At 52.6% G+C, this 15,612-nt stretch carries 19 protein-coding genes; 5 read left to right on the top strand and 14 right to left on the bottom strand.

What is annotated here, in order from left to right; all coding sequences use genetic code 11:
* Window positions 1–2 precede the first annotated feature (2 nt).
* The 4 genes from LOC22_RS01655 to LOC22_RS22300 all read right to left on the bottom strand — a co-directional run bounded on the left by LOC22_RS01655 (window position 3) and on the right by LOC22_RS22300 (window position 1,562).
* Window positions 3–569, bottom strand: coding sequence for a serine acetyltransferase (locus LOC22_RS01655; protein ID WP_230239290.1), 567 nt, complete (start codon window positions 567–569; stop codon window positions 3–5).
* 81 nt (window positions 570–650) lie between these two features.
* On the bottom strand, window positions 651–1,061 hold the full coding sequence (locus LOC22_RS01650; RefSeq protein WP_045895535.1) for a type II toxin-antitoxin system HicB family antitoxin: 411 nt from the start codon (window positions 1,059–1,061) through the stop codon (window positions 651–653).
* A 21-nt stretch (window positions 1,062–1,082) separates the two neighbouring features.
* On the bottom strand, window positions 1,083–1,262 hold the full coding sequence (locus LOC22_RS01645; protein ID WP_012906750.1) for a type II toxin-antitoxin system HicA family toxin: 180 nt from the start codon (window positions 1,260–1,262) through the stop codon (window positions 1,083–1,085).
* 240 nt (window positions 1,263–1,502) lie between these two features.
* Entirely contained in the window at window positions 1,503–1,562 is a 60-nt protein-coding gene (locus tag LOC22_RS22300; protein ID WP_413464787.1) for a YnaM/YnfT family protein, read from the bottom strand.
* Window positions 1,563–2,240: 678 nt separating this feature from the next.
* Here LOC22_RS22300 and LOC22_RS01640 point away from each other — a divergent pair.
* Window positions 2,241–3,167 carry a LysR substrate-binding domain-containing protein gene (locus tag LOC22_RS01640; protein ID WP_017384433.1) on the top strand — a complete coding sequence of 309 codons (927 nt, stop codon included), beginning with the start codon at window positions 2,241–2,243 and terminating at the stop codon, window positions 3,165–3,167.
* 5 nt (window positions 3,168–3,172) lie between these two features.
* Here the strand turns inward: LOC22_RS01640 and LOC22_RS01635 are convergent, their stop codons facing one another.
* From LOC22_RS01635 to LOC22_RS01610, 6 genes are all read right to left on the bottom strand, one after another.
* Complete coding sequence (locus LOC22_RS01635; protein WP_017384432.1) at window positions 3,173–3,643, bottom strand: hypothetical protein; 471 nt, start codon at window positions 3,641–3,643, stop codon at window positions 3,173–3,175.
* A 165-nt stretch (window positions 3,644–3,808) separates the two neighbouring features.
* Window positions 3,809–4,525, bottom strand: coding sequence for an ABC transporter ATP-binding protein (locus LOC22_RS01630; RefSeq protein WP_032619512.1), 717 nt, complete (start codon window positions 4,523–4,525; stop codon window positions 3,809–3,811).
* Window positions 4,522–5,397, bottom strand: coding sequence for an ABC transporter ATP-binding protein (locus LOC22_RS01625; RefSeq protein WP_015570244.1), 876 nt, complete (start codon window positions 5,395–5,397; stop codon window positions 4,522–4,524). The genes LOC22_RS01630 and LOC22_RS01625 overlap by 4 nt, the downstream gene beginning before the upstream one ends.
* Window positions 5,394–6,668: a high-affinity branched-chain amino acid ABC transporter permease LivM gene (livM, locus tag LOC22_RS01620; RefSeq protein WP_023303913.1), complete on the bottom strand. Its 1,275-nt coding sequence runs from the start codon at window positions 6,666–6,668 to the stop codon at window positions 5,394–5,396. Before livM ends, LOC22_RS01625 begins: the two co-directional genes overlap by 4 nt.
* 11 nt (window positions 6,669–6,679) lie before the next feature.
* Window positions 6,680–7,594, bottom strand: a complete 915-nt coding sequence (locus LOC22_RS01615) for an ABC transporter permease subunit (protein ID WP_003859667.1) — start codon at window positions 7,592–7,594, stop codon at window positions 6,680–6,682.
* 68 nt (window positions 7,595–7,662) lie between these two features.
* On the bottom strand, window positions 7,663–8,784 hold the full coding sequence (locus tag LOC22_RS01610) for a branched-chain amino acid ABC transporter substrate-binding protein (protein WP_003859669.1): 1,122 nt from the start codon (window positions 8,782–8,784) through the stop codon (window positions 7,663–7,665).
* Between the two features lie 411 nt (window positions 8,785–9,195).
* Between LOC22_RS01610 and LOC22_RS01605 the strand changes: the two genes are divergently transcribed.
* The gene (locus tag LOC22_RS01605; protein WP_003859671.1) at window positions 9,196–9,864 is read left to right on the top strand and encodes a YecA family protein; all 669 of its coding nucleotides are present in this window, start codon (window positions 9,196–9,198) and stop codon (window positions 9,862–9,864) included.
* Between the two features lie 316 nt (window positions 9,865–10,180).
* On the opposite strand, the gene tyrP is transcribed toward LOC22_RS01605, so the two are convergent.
* A complete protein-coding gene (tyrP, locus tag LOC22_RS01600) occupies window positions 10,181–11,392 on the bottom strand; it encodes a tyrosine transporter TyrP (RefSeq protein ID WP_032620305.1) in 1,212 nt (403 codons plus the stop codon).
* 191 nt (window positions 11,393–11,583) lie between these two features.
* Here tyrP and LOC22_RS01595 point away from each other — a divergent pair, with 191 nt between their 5' ends.
* Window positions 11,584–11,820 (top strand): YecH family metal-binding protein, encoded by a 237-nt coding sequence (locus LOC22_RS01595; RefSeq protein ID WP_003859673.1) that lies wholly within the window; start codon window positions 11,584–11,586, stop codon window positions 11,818–11,820.
* Window positions 11,821–11,856: 36 nt separating this feature from the next.
* Here the strand turns inward: LOC22_RS01595 and ftnA are convergent, their stop codons facing one another.
* Both ftnA and yecR read right to left on the bottom strand, forming a co-directional pair.
* Window positions 11,857–12,354: a non-heme ferritin gene (gene ftnA, locus LOC22_RS01590; RefSeq protein ID WP_003859676.1), complete on the bottom strand. Its 498-nt coding sequence runs from the start codon at window positions 12,352–12,354 to the stop codon at window positions 11,857–11,859.
* Window positions 12,355–12,554: 200 nt separating this feature from the next.
* Window positions 12,555–12,893, bottom strand: coding sequence for a YecR family lipoprotein (yecR, locus tag LOC22_RS01585; RefSeq protein WP_015570249.1), 339 nt, complete (start codon window positions 12,891–12,893; stop codon window positions 12,555–12,557).
* A 245-nt stretch (window positions 12,894–13,138) separates the two neighbouring features.
* Between yecR and LOC22_RS01580 the strand changes: the two genes are divergently transcribed.
* The gene (locus LOC22_RS01580; protein WP_003859680.1) at window positions 13,139–13,777 is read left to right on the top strand and encodes an RpiB/LacA/LacB family sugar-phosphate isomerase; all 639 of its coding nucleotides are present in this window, start codon (window positions 13,139–13,141) and stop codon (window positions 13,775–13,777) included.
* 42 nt (window positions 13,778–13,819) lie between these two features.
* On the opposite strand, the gene LOC22_RS01575 is transcribed toward LOC22_RS01580, so the two are convergent.
* Window positions 13,820–15,238, bottom strand: a complete 1,419-nt coding sequence (locus tag LOC22_RS01575) for an MFS transporter (protein WP_230239289.1) — start codon at window positions 15,236–15,238, stop codon at window positions 13,820–13,822.
* 214 nt (window positions 15,239–15,452) lie between these two features.
* Between LOC22_RS01575 and azuC the strand changes: the two genes are divergently transcribed.
* Window positions 15,453–15,536: a stress response protein AzuC gene (gene azuC, locus LOC22_RS01570; protein WP_003859682.1), complete on the top strand. Its 84-nt coding sequence runs from the start codon at window positions 15,453–15,455 to the stop codon at window positions 15,534–15,536.
* Window positions 15,537–15,612 lie beyond the last annotated feature (76 nt).

Genomic DNA, 15,612 nt, shown 5'->3' with positions numbered 1-15,612 from the left:
AGTCAGGAATGCCTGAATTTTAATATTAATTTCTTCTCATTGTAGGCAACTGTGTTATCTGGAATGTCTTTATTCACAAAAGTCATTGCGCCTATCGTAACATTGCTGCCTATAGTGAGATTGTTACCTATAATAGAGGTCCCGACTCCAAGATCAACGTTGTCACCTATTGTTATCCTTGGATTTGAGTCTTCATTCTTTATACCTCCACCAATGCCAATAGTACAATTATGTCTTATTTTGAAATTACGGCCGATAATGACACATCCGTTTATAACAACTGAAGTGAAGTGAGTTATATGAAGACCAGGTGCAATTGTAGCTGGCAACTGTATCTCAGTATTGTATTTTTGGACCAGCTTTCTATTAATTCTTCTGGCTAACTGTTTTTTCCATTTGACATCAGTGCTATAAAGATAAGAAGCAATTCGCCACCAAAAATTAAAGCGTCTCTCAGGGCACTTCAATGCTTTATGTAAAACGCGGGACCAGCTGAATTTCTTATCGCTTTTCATTACTTCAGCTTGTAAGCACTCACGTAAATGGCATTTTGATAGTTGATTACTCATTTGGATAATCCCGTTTTCACTTTTTCTAACTGTATCTGTGAATGCAAAGAGAGCACCTTCGCTAAAAGCCTCTTTCGAGGCTTATCGTTTTTCTCGTCCAATTACTTTATCTGCCGCGACACGAGACAGGAAGCCAGACCGACTGCCGTATTCTGGATGCGCGGCCACAAACTGATCGATACGGCGGATCAGCAATGAGGGAAGCGTCACATTGATTTTTTCCGCTTTTCCCATCAGGCGTGTTATATCCACGTCAACCAGGGCCCATACCGCACCGGCGTACTCCGGATCAGATAGCCAGTTTTCGACGGTAGTAGCTTCGGGAACGGTCTCGCCATCTTCAACCAGTAATTCGATGTGTGCCTCGATCGCTTCACGTACGCTTTCGATCGCGTCCTGATAATCATCACCACCAGAGAAGCAGCCAGGAATATCAGGTACGCGAACGCCGAAGGATGAATCGCCTTTATCAATAGCAACAGGGTACAACATGTAAACCTCCAGTAGGGGGGCTTAGAGCCCCGCCTGTTTTTTGATGCTTTTCAGTGTTGGTAACGGTATGTCTTTCTGTGGATGCTTTACCGTTACCAGCCCCTTTTTCGTTGGGTGTTTGAACTGGTGATGACTGCCTTTAACTCTCACCAGATACCACCCATCGGCTTCTATCATTGCTATTGCATTCCTGCTATCCATCCTCCGGCTCTCTGTGTTGTCTTGATGGGGTTATAATAACCCCTCGCTAATCGAGTGTCAATGATTTTGGGGTTATTGGGGTTATTAAATGCAAACGGCAGAAGAGAAGTGTAAGCAGCAATTGAGGATGAAGAGATTTTACTTAGATATGTGGTGCGTAGAATGCACTGGCGATCTTGCTGTCTGCATCCTTGATAAGAATTTCTCTGTCCTAAAAGACAGTTTTGATAGATAAAAAGATTAAAAGTTATCAGGATTATTCGATGTACTAATGCCGACTTTGATGAGACCCAATATCATCAACCCAAGAACTACTGCCACGGTAGAAGTGATTATGAATGCTGTCATGATGACCCTTTAATTGGTGAGCATGTTTATTAGACTCTGCGGATTCATAAACGTTCAGATTGCCCTGCAATATAGGTAGAGTTTTATCATGCGTCACTGAAGAATAACCAATCATAAGCGGCTGGTTTTTTTGTGTGGTTTTGGTCGGAACGAAAGAATTTTTAACCTCCGCCTTCAACACTCCATTGTCGGTGAGCGGACCAAAAAAGTTTCGCCATTATGATTTTTTGTTACCCGTAAGCAGTTGATTCATTTGATCATAAAATTATGAATTAATGGTGAAAATTAAACGTATGTATATGATTACTATAGATAACACGCGTGATTTAAAATCCCTCGGCGTTCGCGCTGTGTGGGTTCAAGTCCCACTCCGGCTACCATGGGAAAAAGCAGAATAATCAAAGCAATAAGCAGTGTCGTGAAACCACCGAAAGGTGGTTTTTTTGTGCCTGCCATTCTGCTAATCAACAACCTTCATTTCTGACTCCCACGTAATAAAACAGCGATCCTTTTCAACGGAATTAAACAGATACACATTATGCTATCGTGTAGCGGGCGCGATTTGCAGTGTGTATATTTGCAGGTTCGCGATCCTGATCCCCCATGCCATCACCTCATTTAAGGGACGCTATGTCTTTACCGCCATTGTATGCACTGCGTGCGTTTGAAGTTGCTGCGCGGTTGAACTCCTTCAGTAAAGCCGCTGAAACGCTCAATATTACGCCGGGCGCGGTCAGCAGACATGTTCGTACCCTTGAACTGTGGTTCGACTGCGAGCTTTTCAAAAGGCAAGGTCCTCGCGTGGAGGTCACTGAAGCCGGGCGAGTGCTTGCCGGGCAGCTGAACGAAAGCTTCACGAGCATTGAATGGGCCTGCCGGGTATTTCGCAGTGAAAACCACCTGCTGCGGTTAAAAGCGCCCAGCACCCTGACCATGAGATGGCTTCTCGACGTGCTGCGATCTTTTCGCAACAACCATGCAAAACCACAGGTTGAGATTGCCAGCGTCTGGATGGACATTGACACCGTTGATTTCAATCTTGAGCCCTACGATTGCGCCATTCTTCTCGGCAATGGGCGTTTTGGTGACACAACGGAAAGCCAACTGCTATTTCATGAATGGCTTATCCCGGTTTGTACTCCATCGCTTATCGAACCGGCCCGGCAGCGGCTTCCGCAATGCGATCTGATCCATCCTTCACCGGACAGACGTGACTGGCGGCGCTGGCTGCGAAGAACAGGATTGTTCCCGGGGCTCGATATGAGCAGCGGTATGGTGTTCGATACCCTTGAACAGGGAAGTATTGCCGCGATGAACGGGCACGGCATCGCTATCGCCGACCTGCATCTCACGCTTGATGCCCTGAAAAGTGGCCTGCTGGGCCTGCCTTTCAGGGAAGCTATCGCGACGGGGGATGGCTACTACCTCGTCTGGCCAAAAAATTCACTCAAAAGAGAGAGCATTCAGCATCTTCTGGCCTGGCTGCAAAACCATACCCCGGTCGTTCCGGCGCTGGATATCGATTATCTAGCATACGATGACAGTCGGATTTATTAATACCGTTATGAATAAGATATATTTGCCATCTTTTTATAACGTTCTGGCAAAGCGCTGTTCAGGTTGAGCACCTTATCCAGAATATAAAATGCTGGCGTGTTTTTCTGCTGTTCAGCGTCAATAATTGCCGCGCGTAATAGCGTGGCGGCAGACGAAATCTTGTTAAAATAGTCCTCAGACTCCGGCGTCTGTAATTCACCAGAAGTGGCGTAACGCACGTCCGGCCAGCCAGAGAAGTTGAGCAGCGGGAGAGGGTTGCCTGCTTCGGGCTGACAGGATGAAAGCAACGCAGCTGCTTTTTGGGGATCGCGATAGGCAACTGAAAGCATATACGCGCGCTGCGAAAACGGTAACAGGGCGTCAGAATGATTTTTGGTGGAGATAAGCATGGTCATAAAATTCGCTAAATCGCCACCTGATGGGGTTTCAGATGGCGATATAATTTTCATTAACTGAAATAAAGCATCAAGTGTCATGTTTGCCCCGGTTCCTCACATTATGACTATTCAGTTTGCGCCTGAATGTTTTAATTGGCCCACCGTCCGGGTAGGTCGAGAGGATAATATTGGAAGGCGTACGTTTTTGAAAAACGATTAATAATCGCAATCACTGTGAGTTTTTCTCACTATAGCCTTTTCGTTTCACACGCCACCCAGATACGCCTTTCTCACCTCCGGATCCTTCAGCAACGCCTCGCCGCTGCCGCTTAACCGAATCTGCCCGTTAACCATCACATAGCCGCGGTCGGACAACTTCAGCGCGTGGTGCGCATTCTGCTCGACCAGAAAAATCGTCATTCCGTTACGGGCCAGTTCGCGCAGCGTCTGGAAAATCTGTTTAACCACGATTGGCGCGAGGCCGAGGCTGGGTTCATCCAGCAGCAGAAGTTTAGGACGGCTCATCAGCGCGCGGGCGATAGCCAGCATCTGCTGTTCACCGCCGGAGAGCGTCATCGCCCGCTGGTTACGTCGCTCCTTGAGGCGGGGGAAGAGGTCGAACATGCTTTGCATATCTTCCGCTGCATGCTGATTGCCGACGGGGATTGTCCCCATCAGCAGGTTCTCTTCTACAGACATATCCGGGAAAATGCGTCGTCCCTCAGGTGCCTGCGCGATGCCACCGGTGGCAACATAGTGGGTGGATTTGTGGCTGATATCCTCGCCGCAGAAGAGGATCTGCCCGTTGCGGATCCGGGGCTGACCAAAGACAGACATCAGTAATGTTGACTTCCCCGCGCCGTTAGCGCCAATCAGGGCCACAGTTTCCCGTTTGTTAACCTCAAGCGAAACCTGCTTCAACGCCTGGATCACCCCGTAGAAAACATCCACATCCTGAAACTGAAGCATCGGTTCGCTCACAGATTTACCTCGCTTTCGTCGGTGCCCAGATACGCGGCAATCACTTTTTCATTGTGCTGGATCTCAGCTGGTTTACCTCTGGCAATCACATCGCCATGATCGAGCACAATGATGTCATCTGAAATGCCCATCACCATCCCCATATCATGCTCGATCAGCAAAACCGTGATGTCATGGTGGTCGCGCAGGAACCGGATGATCTCACTCAGCTTGTGCGTTTCCACCGGGTTCAGGCCGGCAGCAGGTTCATCGAGACAAATCATCTCCGGGCCGGTACACATGGCGCGGGCGATTTCGAGGCGTCGTTGCTGGCCATAGGACATTTCCCCGGCCAGACGGTTCGCGCAATCCACCAGATCCACCACCTCCAGCCAGTAAAACGCCCGGTCCAGCGCATCGTTCTCTGAGCGACGATACGCAGGGGTGTTCAGCACCCCCGCCAGCAGATTGCGGTTGACGCGCATGTGCTGTGCCACCAGCAGGTTTTCCACAACGGACATCTCGCGGAACAGGCGGATGTTCTGAAACGTGCGCGCAAGACCCGCGCGGTTCACCAGATGCGTGCCGCCAAACATCTTATAGAACAGGCGTTGACCAAGCTGCGCCGGGTTGAGCCAGTCGCCCGGCTGGAATTTCTGGCCGAGCACCTGAATGACATTGGTGGTTTTATTTCGTGCATTGAACAGAATGTTGCCGCCGGAGGCCCGGTAGAAACCGGTCAGGCAGTTAAAGACGGTCGTTTTTCCCGCGCCGTTAGGCCCAATGAGTGCGGTAATGGAGCCGCGCTGCACCTCAAGATTGACGTCGTTTAAGGCCTTGATCCCGCCGAAGTGCATCATCAGATGTTCTACACGTAAAATCGTTGCGTTCATGGCACCACTCCTTTACGCACGGCAAATCCGCTGCGGTTGATGCGGATCAGACCGCGAGGACGCCAGATCATCATCACCACCATCAGCATGCCAAACAGCAGCACGCGATATTCCGCAAAGCTGCGCAGCAGTTCCGGCGTGACGGTCAGCACAAAGGCGGCCAGTACGACGCCGACGGTGGAGCCCATCCCGCCCAGGACCACAATGGCGAGGATCAGGGCCGATTCAAAAAAGGTGAAAGAGGTCGGGTTAACAAACCCCTGGTAGGTGGCAAAAAACACCCCGGCGATACCTGCCGTCGATGCGCCCAGGGTGAAGGCCGAGAGTTTGACCAGAACGTGATTCAGCCCCATGGAACGGCAGGCAATCTCATCCTCACGGAGCGCTTCCCACGCCCGTCCAATGGGCATTCGGGTCAGCCGGTGTTTAATGTACAGCACCAGCATGACTACCAGGAACAGCACCGCATAGATGAAGATAAACTTCAAGTTGGGGTTATAGGTCAGGCCGAAGAACTCGTGGAAGGGGACGCCGCCTTCTTTGGCGCGTCGGCCAAACTCCAGACCAAAAAAGGTCGGGGCAGGGGCTGAAACGCCGTTAGGCCCGCCGGTGAAGGTGAGCCAGTTGTTCAGCACCAGGCGGATGATCTCGCCAAACCCGAGCGTGACGATGGCGAGATAATCCCCGTGCATGCGCAGCACCGGAAAGCCGAGCAGGGCGCCCGCGCCCGCGGCCATTAGCGCCGCCAGCGGCAGCATGCTCCAGAACCCAAGCCCCAGATACTGATACCCGAGCGCCAGCCCGTAAGCGCCGATGGCATAGAAGGCGACATAACCCAGATCCAGCAGCCCTGCCAGGCCAACAACAATGTTCAGCCCAAGACCGAGCAGGACGTAGATCAGTCCGAGAATGGCAACCGTCAGAACGTATTTAGTGGCCACAAACGGGAAGCAGATCGCCAGCGTGACAATCAGCGGAATGATCCAGCGCATGCGGCTTTTATACGCCGGCGGCCGGACATACACCCCCGCATTGTCGGATTCAAACCGTGCCTGTAAACGTCTTCCGGCCGCCGTAGCTGAAAAGGCGCTCAGTAAAAAGCGTCCCACCATCACCGTGCCTACAATCCACGCCAGCCGCTGGCCGTCAAAGGTAAAGCTGTAACCATCCAGTATCACGCCCGCAATCGGGCCGAAAATAATCAGGGCGATCATTCCGGAAAAAATCGAGTCCAGAATGCAGCGCTTCAGGGAAAAACCGTCAGAGGTCATCGCGTTGTTCCTTACACTTTAGCCACGACGGGGCGGCCCAGCAGCCCCTGAGGACGAAAGATCAGAATTAAGACCAGCAATCCAAACGAGAACACGTCTTTATAATCCGAGTTCACCATCCCGGAGAATTGCGCTTCTGCGACGCCCAGAATCAGCCCGCCAAGCATCGCACCGGGCAGAGAGCCGATGCCGCCCAGCACCGCCGCCGTAAAGGCCTTGATGCCGATAACAAACCCGACGTAAAAATCAAAGGTGCCGTAATTCATGGTGATTAGCACGCCCGCCAGCCCGGCCATGGCTGCGCCGATAACAAACACCAGCGAAATAATTCTGTCGGTGTTGATACCCAGGATGGAGGCCATCTTACGATCCTGCTGTACCGCACGGCACATGCGTCCTAAGCGGGTACGGTTGATAATCCAGGTCAGCACCAGCATGCCCGCGAACGAGGCGATGAGAATAAAGACTTTGGTATAGGTTATCTGGACAAACCCTTCGCCGAGGTGAAAACGCAGCACGCCATCAAGCATGGTGGGCACGCCCTGCTGGCGCGGGCCCTGGCTGAGCTGGACGTAGTTTTGCAGTATCAACGACATCCCGATGGCCGAAATCAGCGGTGCCAGACGCGTCGAGTTGCGTAGCGGCTTATAGGCGATGCGCTCAATCGTCCAGCCATAAACGCCGGTGACCACGATGGTGAAAACCAGCGTCCCCAGGATCAGCAGCGGAAAGGAGTGGAGTCCAAAAAACGCCAGCAGGGCCAGGCCAATGGCCGAGAGATAGGCGGAGATCATATACACTTCGCCGTGGGCGAAATTGATCATACCGATGATGCCGTACACCATGGTGTAGCCGATGGCGATAAGACCGTAGACCGAACCCAGCGTTAAGCCATTAATTAATTGTTGCAGGAAGAATGTACTCATGGTCGCGCACCTGAATAAAGGGTTACGCCGACAGTCAGACCTGCCGGCGCTGAGCAGATTCCGTCCCGTTATGGCACTTCTTTATATTTGCCTTTGTCATCCCACTGATAGACCACGTAGTCAGAGACTTTGAGGTCACCTTTGCTGTCCCAGGCTTTTTTACCCATCACCGTGTCGACAGGGTTGGCCTTCAGCCACTCGCTGGCTTTTGCGGAATCCGTCCCTTTCGTGGCCTTGAATGCCGCCGCGATAGCCTGCACAGACGCGTAGGCGTAGAGGGTGTATCCTTCAGGTTCAAATTTACCGGTGCGGAATTTCTCGATGACGGCTTTTCCGTCCGGGATCAGGCGCGGATCTTTACCGAAGGTCATGTAAATACCGTTGGTGTATTGCGCCCCACCGGCGGCGGTGACCATCTCTTCATTGACGATACAGTCTCCCGAGAAGAACTTCGCCTGCACGCCCTGTTCACGCATCTGGCGAACCAGCGGACCCGCTTCCGGGTGACAGCCCCCGAAGAACACCACGTCCGGTTTTTGTGCGCCAATTTTGGTCACCAGCGCGTTAAAGTCTTTCTCCCCGCGGGATAACCCTTCGTACATCACCTCCTTCACGCCGCGTTTCGCCAGCGCCGCCTTAGTGGCGTCCGCCAGCCCCTGACCGTAGGTGTCTTTATCGTGGATGATGACCACCCGTTTGGCTTTCAGCTTATCAAGAATGAAATCGCTGGCGACCTGGCCCTGCTGGTCGTCACGTCCGCACATGCGAAATATATCGCTCATGCCACGTTCGGTAATAAGCGGGTTCGTTGAGCCGGGGGTGATGGAGAGGATCCCGGCATCGCTGTAGACCTCGGAGGCGGGCATGGTCGACGAGGAGCAGAAGTGGCCGACGACCGCTTTCACCTTATCCTGATCGACTAAGCGGTTGGCAACGGCGACGGCCTGTTTGGGCTCGCAGGCGTCGTCGCCCTGAACCAGTTTGATTTTCTCACCGTTGATCCCGCCGGCGGCGTTAATGTCTTCCGCCGCCTGCGTAGCGCCATGCCAGTATTGATCGCCGTAGGTTGCGTTCGGGCCTGTGAACGGCCCGGCCACGCCGATGACGATATCGGCCTGCGCGGAAAAGGCCGTCACCAGACAACCGGCCAGCACCAGGGAGAGGGGAGTTTTGGTAAATTTCAGCGACATTATTATGTTCCTTAGCAAAGAGGTTTTTGCACCAGGTATAAACCCGAACGCCTGATGGCATCGTAAATCCAAAAACAAGAGCGAGAACAAAATGCACTTTAGAAGCAATCTCATGCTTAATACGGCGAGGATCCCACGCACCGCGAAGCGCGCAGAATATTAAGCAAAAAGGTTGCCAGAATGGTTAATCCCTTGACCGGGTCACAACACGTTGAGTATAGAGCGCCGTTTTATGCGCCTTTGCGGGATGAGATGAATTTACAGCGGAGATCACATCTCCTTAACAACAAAGCCCATAAGTTGTGCAACGGTCACGATTTGCACGTTTTTGCAGCAATAAAGACCTAAACTTCAGATAGGCACGCGTGGCGATATATGTCAGGATCGTTTTTTTTATCAGGAGTATCAGCAATGGCTGAAGGCCCATTAAATGAAAGCGAGATGGCGTGGCTGGAAGAGACATTAATCTCTTACGGTCACGACGATGCATCCGTGATTGACGTGTCCGAACTGGACGGCATGCTTACCGCAGTACTTTCCGGTCCCGTTGTGGTGGAGCCCGACACCTGGCTGGTGGCGGTCTGGGGTGGTGAGAAATATATTCCGCGCTGGAAAAACGATCGTGAGATGAACCGTTTTATCGATCTCTGCTTTAAGCACATGAACGATATTGCCGAGCGTTTGAGCGAATACCCGGATCAGTTTGAACCGCTGTTTGGCTATAACGACGTTGACGGTCAGAGCTATACCGTGGTGGAAGAGTGGTGCTATGGCTACATGCGCGGCGTGGCGCTGACGGACTGGTCATCCCTGCCGGAAGCGCTGGAAGCGGACCTGGCGGTGATTGCCCTGCACGGGACGGAAGAGAACAGCGAGAAGCTGGATGCGCTGACCGAAGAGGAGTACATGGCCAGCATCGAAAGCATTCAGCCTGCGGCGCTGCGTTTGTATAACTACTGGGTGGCTAACCCGCAGCAGCCGGAAGCGAAAAAGCCGATCGTGAACGGGTCGAAGGTGGGGCGTAACGATCCGTGCCCGTGCGGGAGTGGGAAGAAGTTTAAAAGCTGCTGCCTGCATTAAATCATTAATTACTGTAGCCTGAATGGGGCACGGGTGTTGAGTCCCCGCTAAAATCGGCGAACCGGAGACCAGATGACAAGGGCTGGACGCCATGGATGGCGGCCAGAGGCGAATCGAGACAGGATGTCGAGTTGAGCCGACCGCAGGCAGATGGTCGGGAGGTGAGCGCAGTGCGAAGCACCGATTTTCCGCGGGGCCGCGGGGATTGATAAGGGGGCCGCGGCGGCCCCCTTATCCCGTTCACATGCTGTGAAAAAATTATATTCTGTTGATCTTAAGGTGAACGGAACAGTACCTCAGGACCTGTATAAATAAGTTATCCCACTTCCGGCAGCATCCCCGCTGCAATCAAAATCTGCACCAGAATAATCACCACCCCACAACCAAACACCGCGCAAAGCATTGGCGTACCGCCCGCTACGCGATACCCCTGCTGCGGATGTTGCTGGCGGCTCTTCCACGCCAGCAGGGAAGGCAGCAGCAGGGCCAGTACCGATAACGCCACGCCAGCATACCCCAGCGCCATCACAAACCCGCGCGGGTAAAAGAGCGCGAAGGCCAGCGGCGGCAGGAAGGTCATCGCCCCCGTCTGTAAGCGTCCGGCAACGGTATTGCGACGCTGGAACAGATCCGCCATATAGTCAAACAGGCCAAGCGCTACGCCGAGGAAGGAGGTTGCCAGCGCCAGGTCTGCAAACAGATGTACCGCCAGCTCCACGTGTGAAGAGGCCACCACGTTACGCAGGGCAACCAGGAATCCATTCAGACCAGAATGCTCTGCCATCAGGCCGATAAAGGTATTGGAATCAATACTGCCCAGCGTCACCAGCTGCCAGAACAGGTAAGCAATCAACGGAATGGCGCTGCCGATAACAAAGACGCGGCGCAGCTTGCGAATATCACCGTTCATATAGCTCACGATGCTCGGCACGCTGCCGTGAAAACCGAAGGAGGTGAAAATAACCGGGATGGCCGAAAGCGCCAGACCTTTCTCCAGCGGGAGGGAGAGCAGGTTAATCTTGTGAACATGCGGTGCCAGCAGCACCAGCATCACAATCAGGAAGAGAATTTTGGCGCTGAACAAAAAACGGTTAAACAGATCGACCAGCGATGTGCCCGCACAAACCACGCCGCCACCGATCAGCGTAAAGACAATGGCGCCTGTTTCCGGTGAAAGTGACGCACCGAAGCCGTCATTGATACTTGACGCAATCAGCTCCCCGGCGCCGCTGATGTAAGCGGCAGTCAGGGCGTACATCAGGAACATCATGCTGAAACCGGTGATCCACTGCCCGTAGCGTCCAAGATAGCGTGCAGCCAGGGAGCCTAAGCCAGTATCGGCAGGGACATGCTGATAAACCTCCAGCAATAATAGCGCGGTGTAACACATCAGGGCCCACAGACCGCCAAGCAGCACTACGGTAACCCCAAACCCGACGCCGGCGGCAGCCAACGGCATGGCCAACATTCCTGCGCCAATTGTCGTTCCGGCGACGATAAAAATACTTCCCAGAGTTCTGTTCTTCACGCTTTCCTCTACAACGCTTCCATACCGCGACTCATTCTGCGGCGCAGAGTAAGGGAAAAGCACCATCTCGTCAAATCACCGTTACATAGGGTGTAATAATTAATTTACAAAAAGAAAAGGGTAACCTGAGCCAGCGCAAAGCGTGCCGTAGAGGGAACGTTTAGTCTGCTTTTTATTTGCGAGAGGTAACCATGTCAATTCACGGACACGACGTGCTGAATATGATGATTGAGTCAGGTGAGCGCTATACGGAGGAGAGTCTGGTTGAGGCGATACATGCCCGCTTTGGCGAAGCGGCGCGTTTCCATACCTGTTCAGCTTCGGAGATGACGGCCGCGGAGCTTGTGGCGTTTCTGGCGGCGCGCGGAAAATTCATTCCGGCAGCAGACGGATTTTCCACTCACGAAAGTAAAATTTGCCGCCATTAAATAATGCGGTGCTGAAAACTCAGCACCGCTTTTCTGTTAATTCTGGGTATCGAGCGTCGACAGCTCTTTATCAATGAAGTACAGACCTTCCCCGGATTTACCTGCCAGAGATAATTTATCCAGCACGGATTTAAACAGCTTCTCTTCTTCGTGCTGTTCAGCCACATACCACTGAAGGAAATTAAAGGTTGGATAATCCTGGCTGGTCATGGCGGCATGAGCCAGTTCATTAATTTTCTGGGTGATCAGCTGTTCATGCTCATAGGTGGCGCGGAACAGTTCATCAAGAGAGCCGTATTCGGCAAAAGGCGATGCCACGTTATCAATGCGCGGCAGGCTGCCGGTGTCCGTCAGGTAATCAAACAGACGCTGCATGTGCGTCATCTCTTCCTGGGCATGACGACGCAGGAAGGCGGCCGCCCCTTCAAAGCTGTGATAGCTGCACCAGGCGCTCATCTGCTGATAAAGCAGGGAAGAAAAAAGCTCAAGATTCATTTGCGCATTGAGCTTGTCGATCATTTCAGTTTTTAACATGGTGCAGCTCCGGTTTATTAATTCTGGTTCACGATGAGCGACACTATAATTTGTTATTTAATTATTTGCAAAAAGTAAAATAAATATTTCTTTATTAAAAATACGAATGGGAATAAAACGCATTGCCGCCATTTATATTTATTAATGAGAATTGTTTTAGTTCTTATTAAATAAACTGCCAGCGTGACTGGCAGTAGCGGTTAATACCACGGATTCTGGCTGGAAGAGGTAACAGCATATCCCTGACATTTATACTGAATGGTCACACTTTCGTTCAGACAGAGTGAACCGCTGATCAGGGTGCAGGTTTTAATTGGCTGCCCGTAGGCTGACGCAGTGGCGTAGCCCATATGTTGACAGGCTTTGGTTGCCGTACCGTTATTAACATACTCATCAGACCAGGCGTTTTGCAGCATGGCCTGGCCATAGTCGAGGCGCACAATTCCGTTTGGGGCATCCGTACTGCTGACTTCTGCCTGACGGTTGATACTGCACCCGGCGAGCAACAGGATCGTTCCGGCTATGATTACACGTTTCATGGTTCACTCTGCGTGACGGGAAATACGCCATTGTAACCAACGCGATGGCACGCAATGGCTGGAATAGCCGGAGGATCTGCCCTCTCACTGTGCAACGAGCCGGGCCACCGCGCGAAATTGTGAGCGCATCTTTGTTTTTTAAAACAAGTTTTCACTTAATTTGAAAGTGTGTTTGTTTGATAGTAAGGTTAAGTTGAAAAGGTATCCACAGCGGGATCGCCCGCCATGCATTCAGGAGAGACAAGATGAAAATTGCACTGATGATGGAAAACAGCCAGGCCGCTAAGAATCCCATCATCCTTAATGAGCTGAAAGCCGTTGCTGATGAGAAAGGTTTCCCGGTCTATAACGTCGGTATGAGTGATGAGAACGATCATCATCTCACTTATATTCACCTGGGCATCATGGCGAGCATTCTGCTTAACGCGAAAGCAGTCGATTTTGTTGTTACCGGCTGCGGTACTGGGCAGGGCGCGCTGATGTCCCTGAACATCCATCCGGGTGTGATTTGCGGTTACTGCATCGATCCTGCGGATGCCTTCCTGTTTGCGCAAATCAACAACGGTAACGCGCTCTCTCTGCCGTTTGCGAAGGGCTTCGGCTGGGGGGCAGAACTGAACGTACGCTTTATCTTTGAGAAAGCCTTTACCGGACGCAATGGCGAAGGCTATCCACCAGAGCGTAAAGAGCCGCAGGTGCGTAACGCCGGGATCCTGAACCAGGTGAAAGCGGCGGTGGTGAAAGAAAACTATCTGGATACCCTGCGTGCAATCGATCCTGAGCTGGTTAAAACCGCCGTCTCGGGCCAGCGCTTCCAGCAGTGCTTCTTCGAGAACTGCCAGGACAAAGAGATCGAAGCCTTCGTGCGCGGTATTGTTGGCTGATTTACTTTGCCGGGCGGTGCGTTGCCTGCCCGGCAGATAGCGTTACTTTTTCGATGAGACCGCGCTGCCCGCATCTTTAGTCAGACGCAGCGTGTCAACCATTCCCACCAGGCAGATCAGCGCGATTGCCACAAATGCCAGCCGGAAGCTCATTCCCGGCATACCGGCAATCCCCATCGCCTCACTGACTTTTTCCCCGATACGAATACCAATCGCCCCGAGCGTGATCCCAAGCCCCACGGCAAGCTGCGTTGCGGTTGAAAACAGGGTATTGGCATAGCTCATCTGCGCCGATGGCACATCCGCAAAAGCCAGCGTACTGATGGCTGTAAACTGAATCGAACGGAAAACGCCGCCCAGATAGAGGATCAGCATGATGAGCCACGCGGGCGTCTGCGGCGTAAGAAACGCGCAGGCCAGCAACGCCAGGACATTCAATGCACCGTTAATCAGCAACAGCCGCTTAAACCCCAGGCTGCGGATCAGCGGCGTCGTCGCCGGTTTAATGGTGAGATTGCCAACGAAAACCGCCAGCACCAGCAGGCCCGAATGGAACGCGTTCATGCCAAAACCGACCTGGAACATCAGCGGTAGCAGGAACGGAACCGCGCTGATGGAGGCGCGAAACAGCGATCCGCCGTACAGGGTGACGCGAAACGTCGGCACCTGCATCGCATCGAGCCTGATCATCGGCCAGGTTGCCCGCTTAAAGTGACGCAGCGCCAGGCTCAACGCGACAATACCAACGATAAACAGCGTGGCGGTTAATCCTGTCCGCAGAGGCTCTCCGCCCATCAACTCCATCGCATAAACCAGGCTCACCATGGCAAGGGTGGTGACAACAAAACCCGGTAAATCGAACGGTCGGCGCGTATCTTCATGCAGGTCTGGAATGATGCGCAGCGCCAGCAAAATGGCGATTATCCCCAGCGGCACGTTAATAAAGAAGATCCAGCGCCAGTCGGCATAGCTGGTAATGAACCCACCCAGCGGCGGGCCGATGATCGGCGCGACCAGCGCAGGCCACGTCAGGGTGGCGATTGCCGTGATGAGCTGATGTTTTGGCGTGGTGCGTAGCACGGCCAGGCGACCCACGGGCACCATCAGCGCGCCACCCATGCCCTGGAGGACGCGCATTGCAACGAACTTATCGAGCGTGGTGGACAGGCCGCACAATACCGAGGCCAGCGTGAAGATCGCCAGCGCGAGGGCAAACACTTTTCGCGCGCCGAAGCGGTCGGCGATCCAGCCGCTGGCGGGGATCAGCACGGCCAGGGTGATCAGATAGGCGCTGATGCCGATATTCAGATCCACCGCCTGTACGCCGAAGCTTTTTGCCATATCCGGCAGCGCGGTGGCAATCACCGTCCCGTCCAGAAACTCCATAAAGAAAGCACCGGCCACCAGCAGCGCCGCAGGTGATAATCCACGGCTCTCTTTGCCGGATACGTTTTCACTCATTCTCTTCCTGCCCGCTCAAAAAATTTTATAAACATTTACTGGAATTTATAAGCCTGTAACGTGCGGATTTATCATGGCTTTTTTTAACAAACCAGCAGCACTGAGGGTTTAATAACCGTGACACAGGTCACAAAATGGTTGATTTTTGTGATGGTGGTCATATTATAAGCGTATTGACAATAACACCTGCATAACACGTTACTGGAGCAACATAATGAAACTGCGCAAAATCCTGAAAAGCATGTGGGCAAACTACTGCACAACGTTTAAAGACGTCCCACCGGGTGCGATGTTCTGATAAAAAAACCTGCTTCGGCAGGTTTTTTTATGTCTGCGGACGACGAGAGGGAGATGGAAGGGCGTCTGTTTTGCTA

Origin of the sequence: Enterobacter sp. AN-K1 (assembly GCF_020971765.1) — a bacterium.
GTDB lineage: Bacteria > Pseudomonadota > Gammaproteobacteria > Enterobacterales > Enterobacteriaceae > Enterobacter > Enterobacter hormaechei_C.
The sequence above is the reverse complement of the archived record's forward strand: the minus strand, read 5'-3'. Positions and strand labels throughout refer to the sequence as shown.

What these genes read in the sequence shown, in the direction of transcription:
- LOC22_RS01640 (WP_017384433.1), top strand. Translation starts at nt 2,241, where the DNA reads ATGTCTTTACCGCCATTGTATGCACTGCGTGCGTTTGAAGTTGCTGCG.
- LOC22_RS01625 (WP_015570244.1), bottom strand. Translation starts at nt 5,397, where the DNA reads ATGAACGCAACGATTTTACGTGTAGAACATCTGATGATGCACTTCGGC.
- LOC22_RS01655 (WP_230239290.1), bottom strand. Translation starts at nt 569, where the DNA reads ATGAGTAATCAACTATCAAAATGCCATTTACGTGAGTGCTTACAAGCT.
- LOC22_RS01610 (WP_003859669.1), bottom strand. Translation starts at nt 8,784, where the DNA reads ATGTCGCTGAAATTTACCAAAACTCCCCTCTCCCTGGTGCTGGCCGGT.
- LOC22_RS01645 (WP_012906750.1), bottom strand. Translation starts at nt 1,262, where the DNA reads ATGGATAGCAGGAATGCAATAGCAATGATAGAAGCCGATGGGTGGTAT.
- LOC22_RS01605 (WP_003859671.1), top strand. Translation starts at nt 9,196, where the DNA reads ATGGCTGAAGGCCCATTAAATGAAAGCGAGATGGCGTGGCTGGAAGAG.
- LOC22_RS01580 (WP_003859680.1), top strand. Translation starts at nt 13,139, where the DNA reads ATGAAAATTGCACTGATGATGGAAAACAGCCAGGCCGCTAAGAATCCC.
- LOC22_RS01650 (WP_045895535.1), bottom strand. Translation starts at nt 1,061, where the DNA reads ATGTTGTACCCTGTTGCTATTGATAAAGGCGATTCATCCTTCGGCGTT.
- LOC22_RS01615 (WP_003859667.1), bottom strand. Translation starts at nt 7,594, where the DNA reads ATGAGTACATTCTTCCTGCAACAATTAATTAATGGCTTAACGCTGGGT.
- LOC22_RS01595 (WP_003859673.1), top strand. Translation starts at nt 11,584, where the DNA reads ATGTCAATTCACGGACACGACGTGCTGAATATGATGATTGAGTCAGGT.
- azuC (WP_003859682.1), top strand. Translation starts at nt 15,453, where the DNA reads ATGAAACTGCGCAAAATCCTGAAAAGCATGTGGGCAAACTACTGCACA.
- LOC22_RS01635 (WP_017384432.1), bottom strand. Translation starts at nt 3,643, where the DNA reads ATGACACTTGATGCTTTATTTCAGTTAATGAAAATTATATCGCCATCT.
- ftnA (WP_003859676.1), bottom strand. Translation starts at nt 12,354, where the DNA reads ATGTTAAAAACTGAAATGATCGACAAGCTCAATGCGCAAATGAATCTT.
- LOC22_RS01575 (WP_230239289.1), bottom strand. Translation starts at nt 15,238, where the DNA reads ATGAGTGAAAACGTATCCGGCAAAGAGAGCCGTGGATTATCACCTGCG.
- yecR (WP_015570249.1), bottom strand. Translation starts at nt 12,893, where the DNA reads ATGAAACGTGTAATCATAGCCGGAACGATCCTGTTGCTCGCCGGGTGC.
- livM (WP_023303913.1), bottom strand. Translation starts at nt 6,668, where the DNA reads ATGACCTCTGACGGTTTTTCCCTGAAGCGCTGCATTCTGGACTCGATT.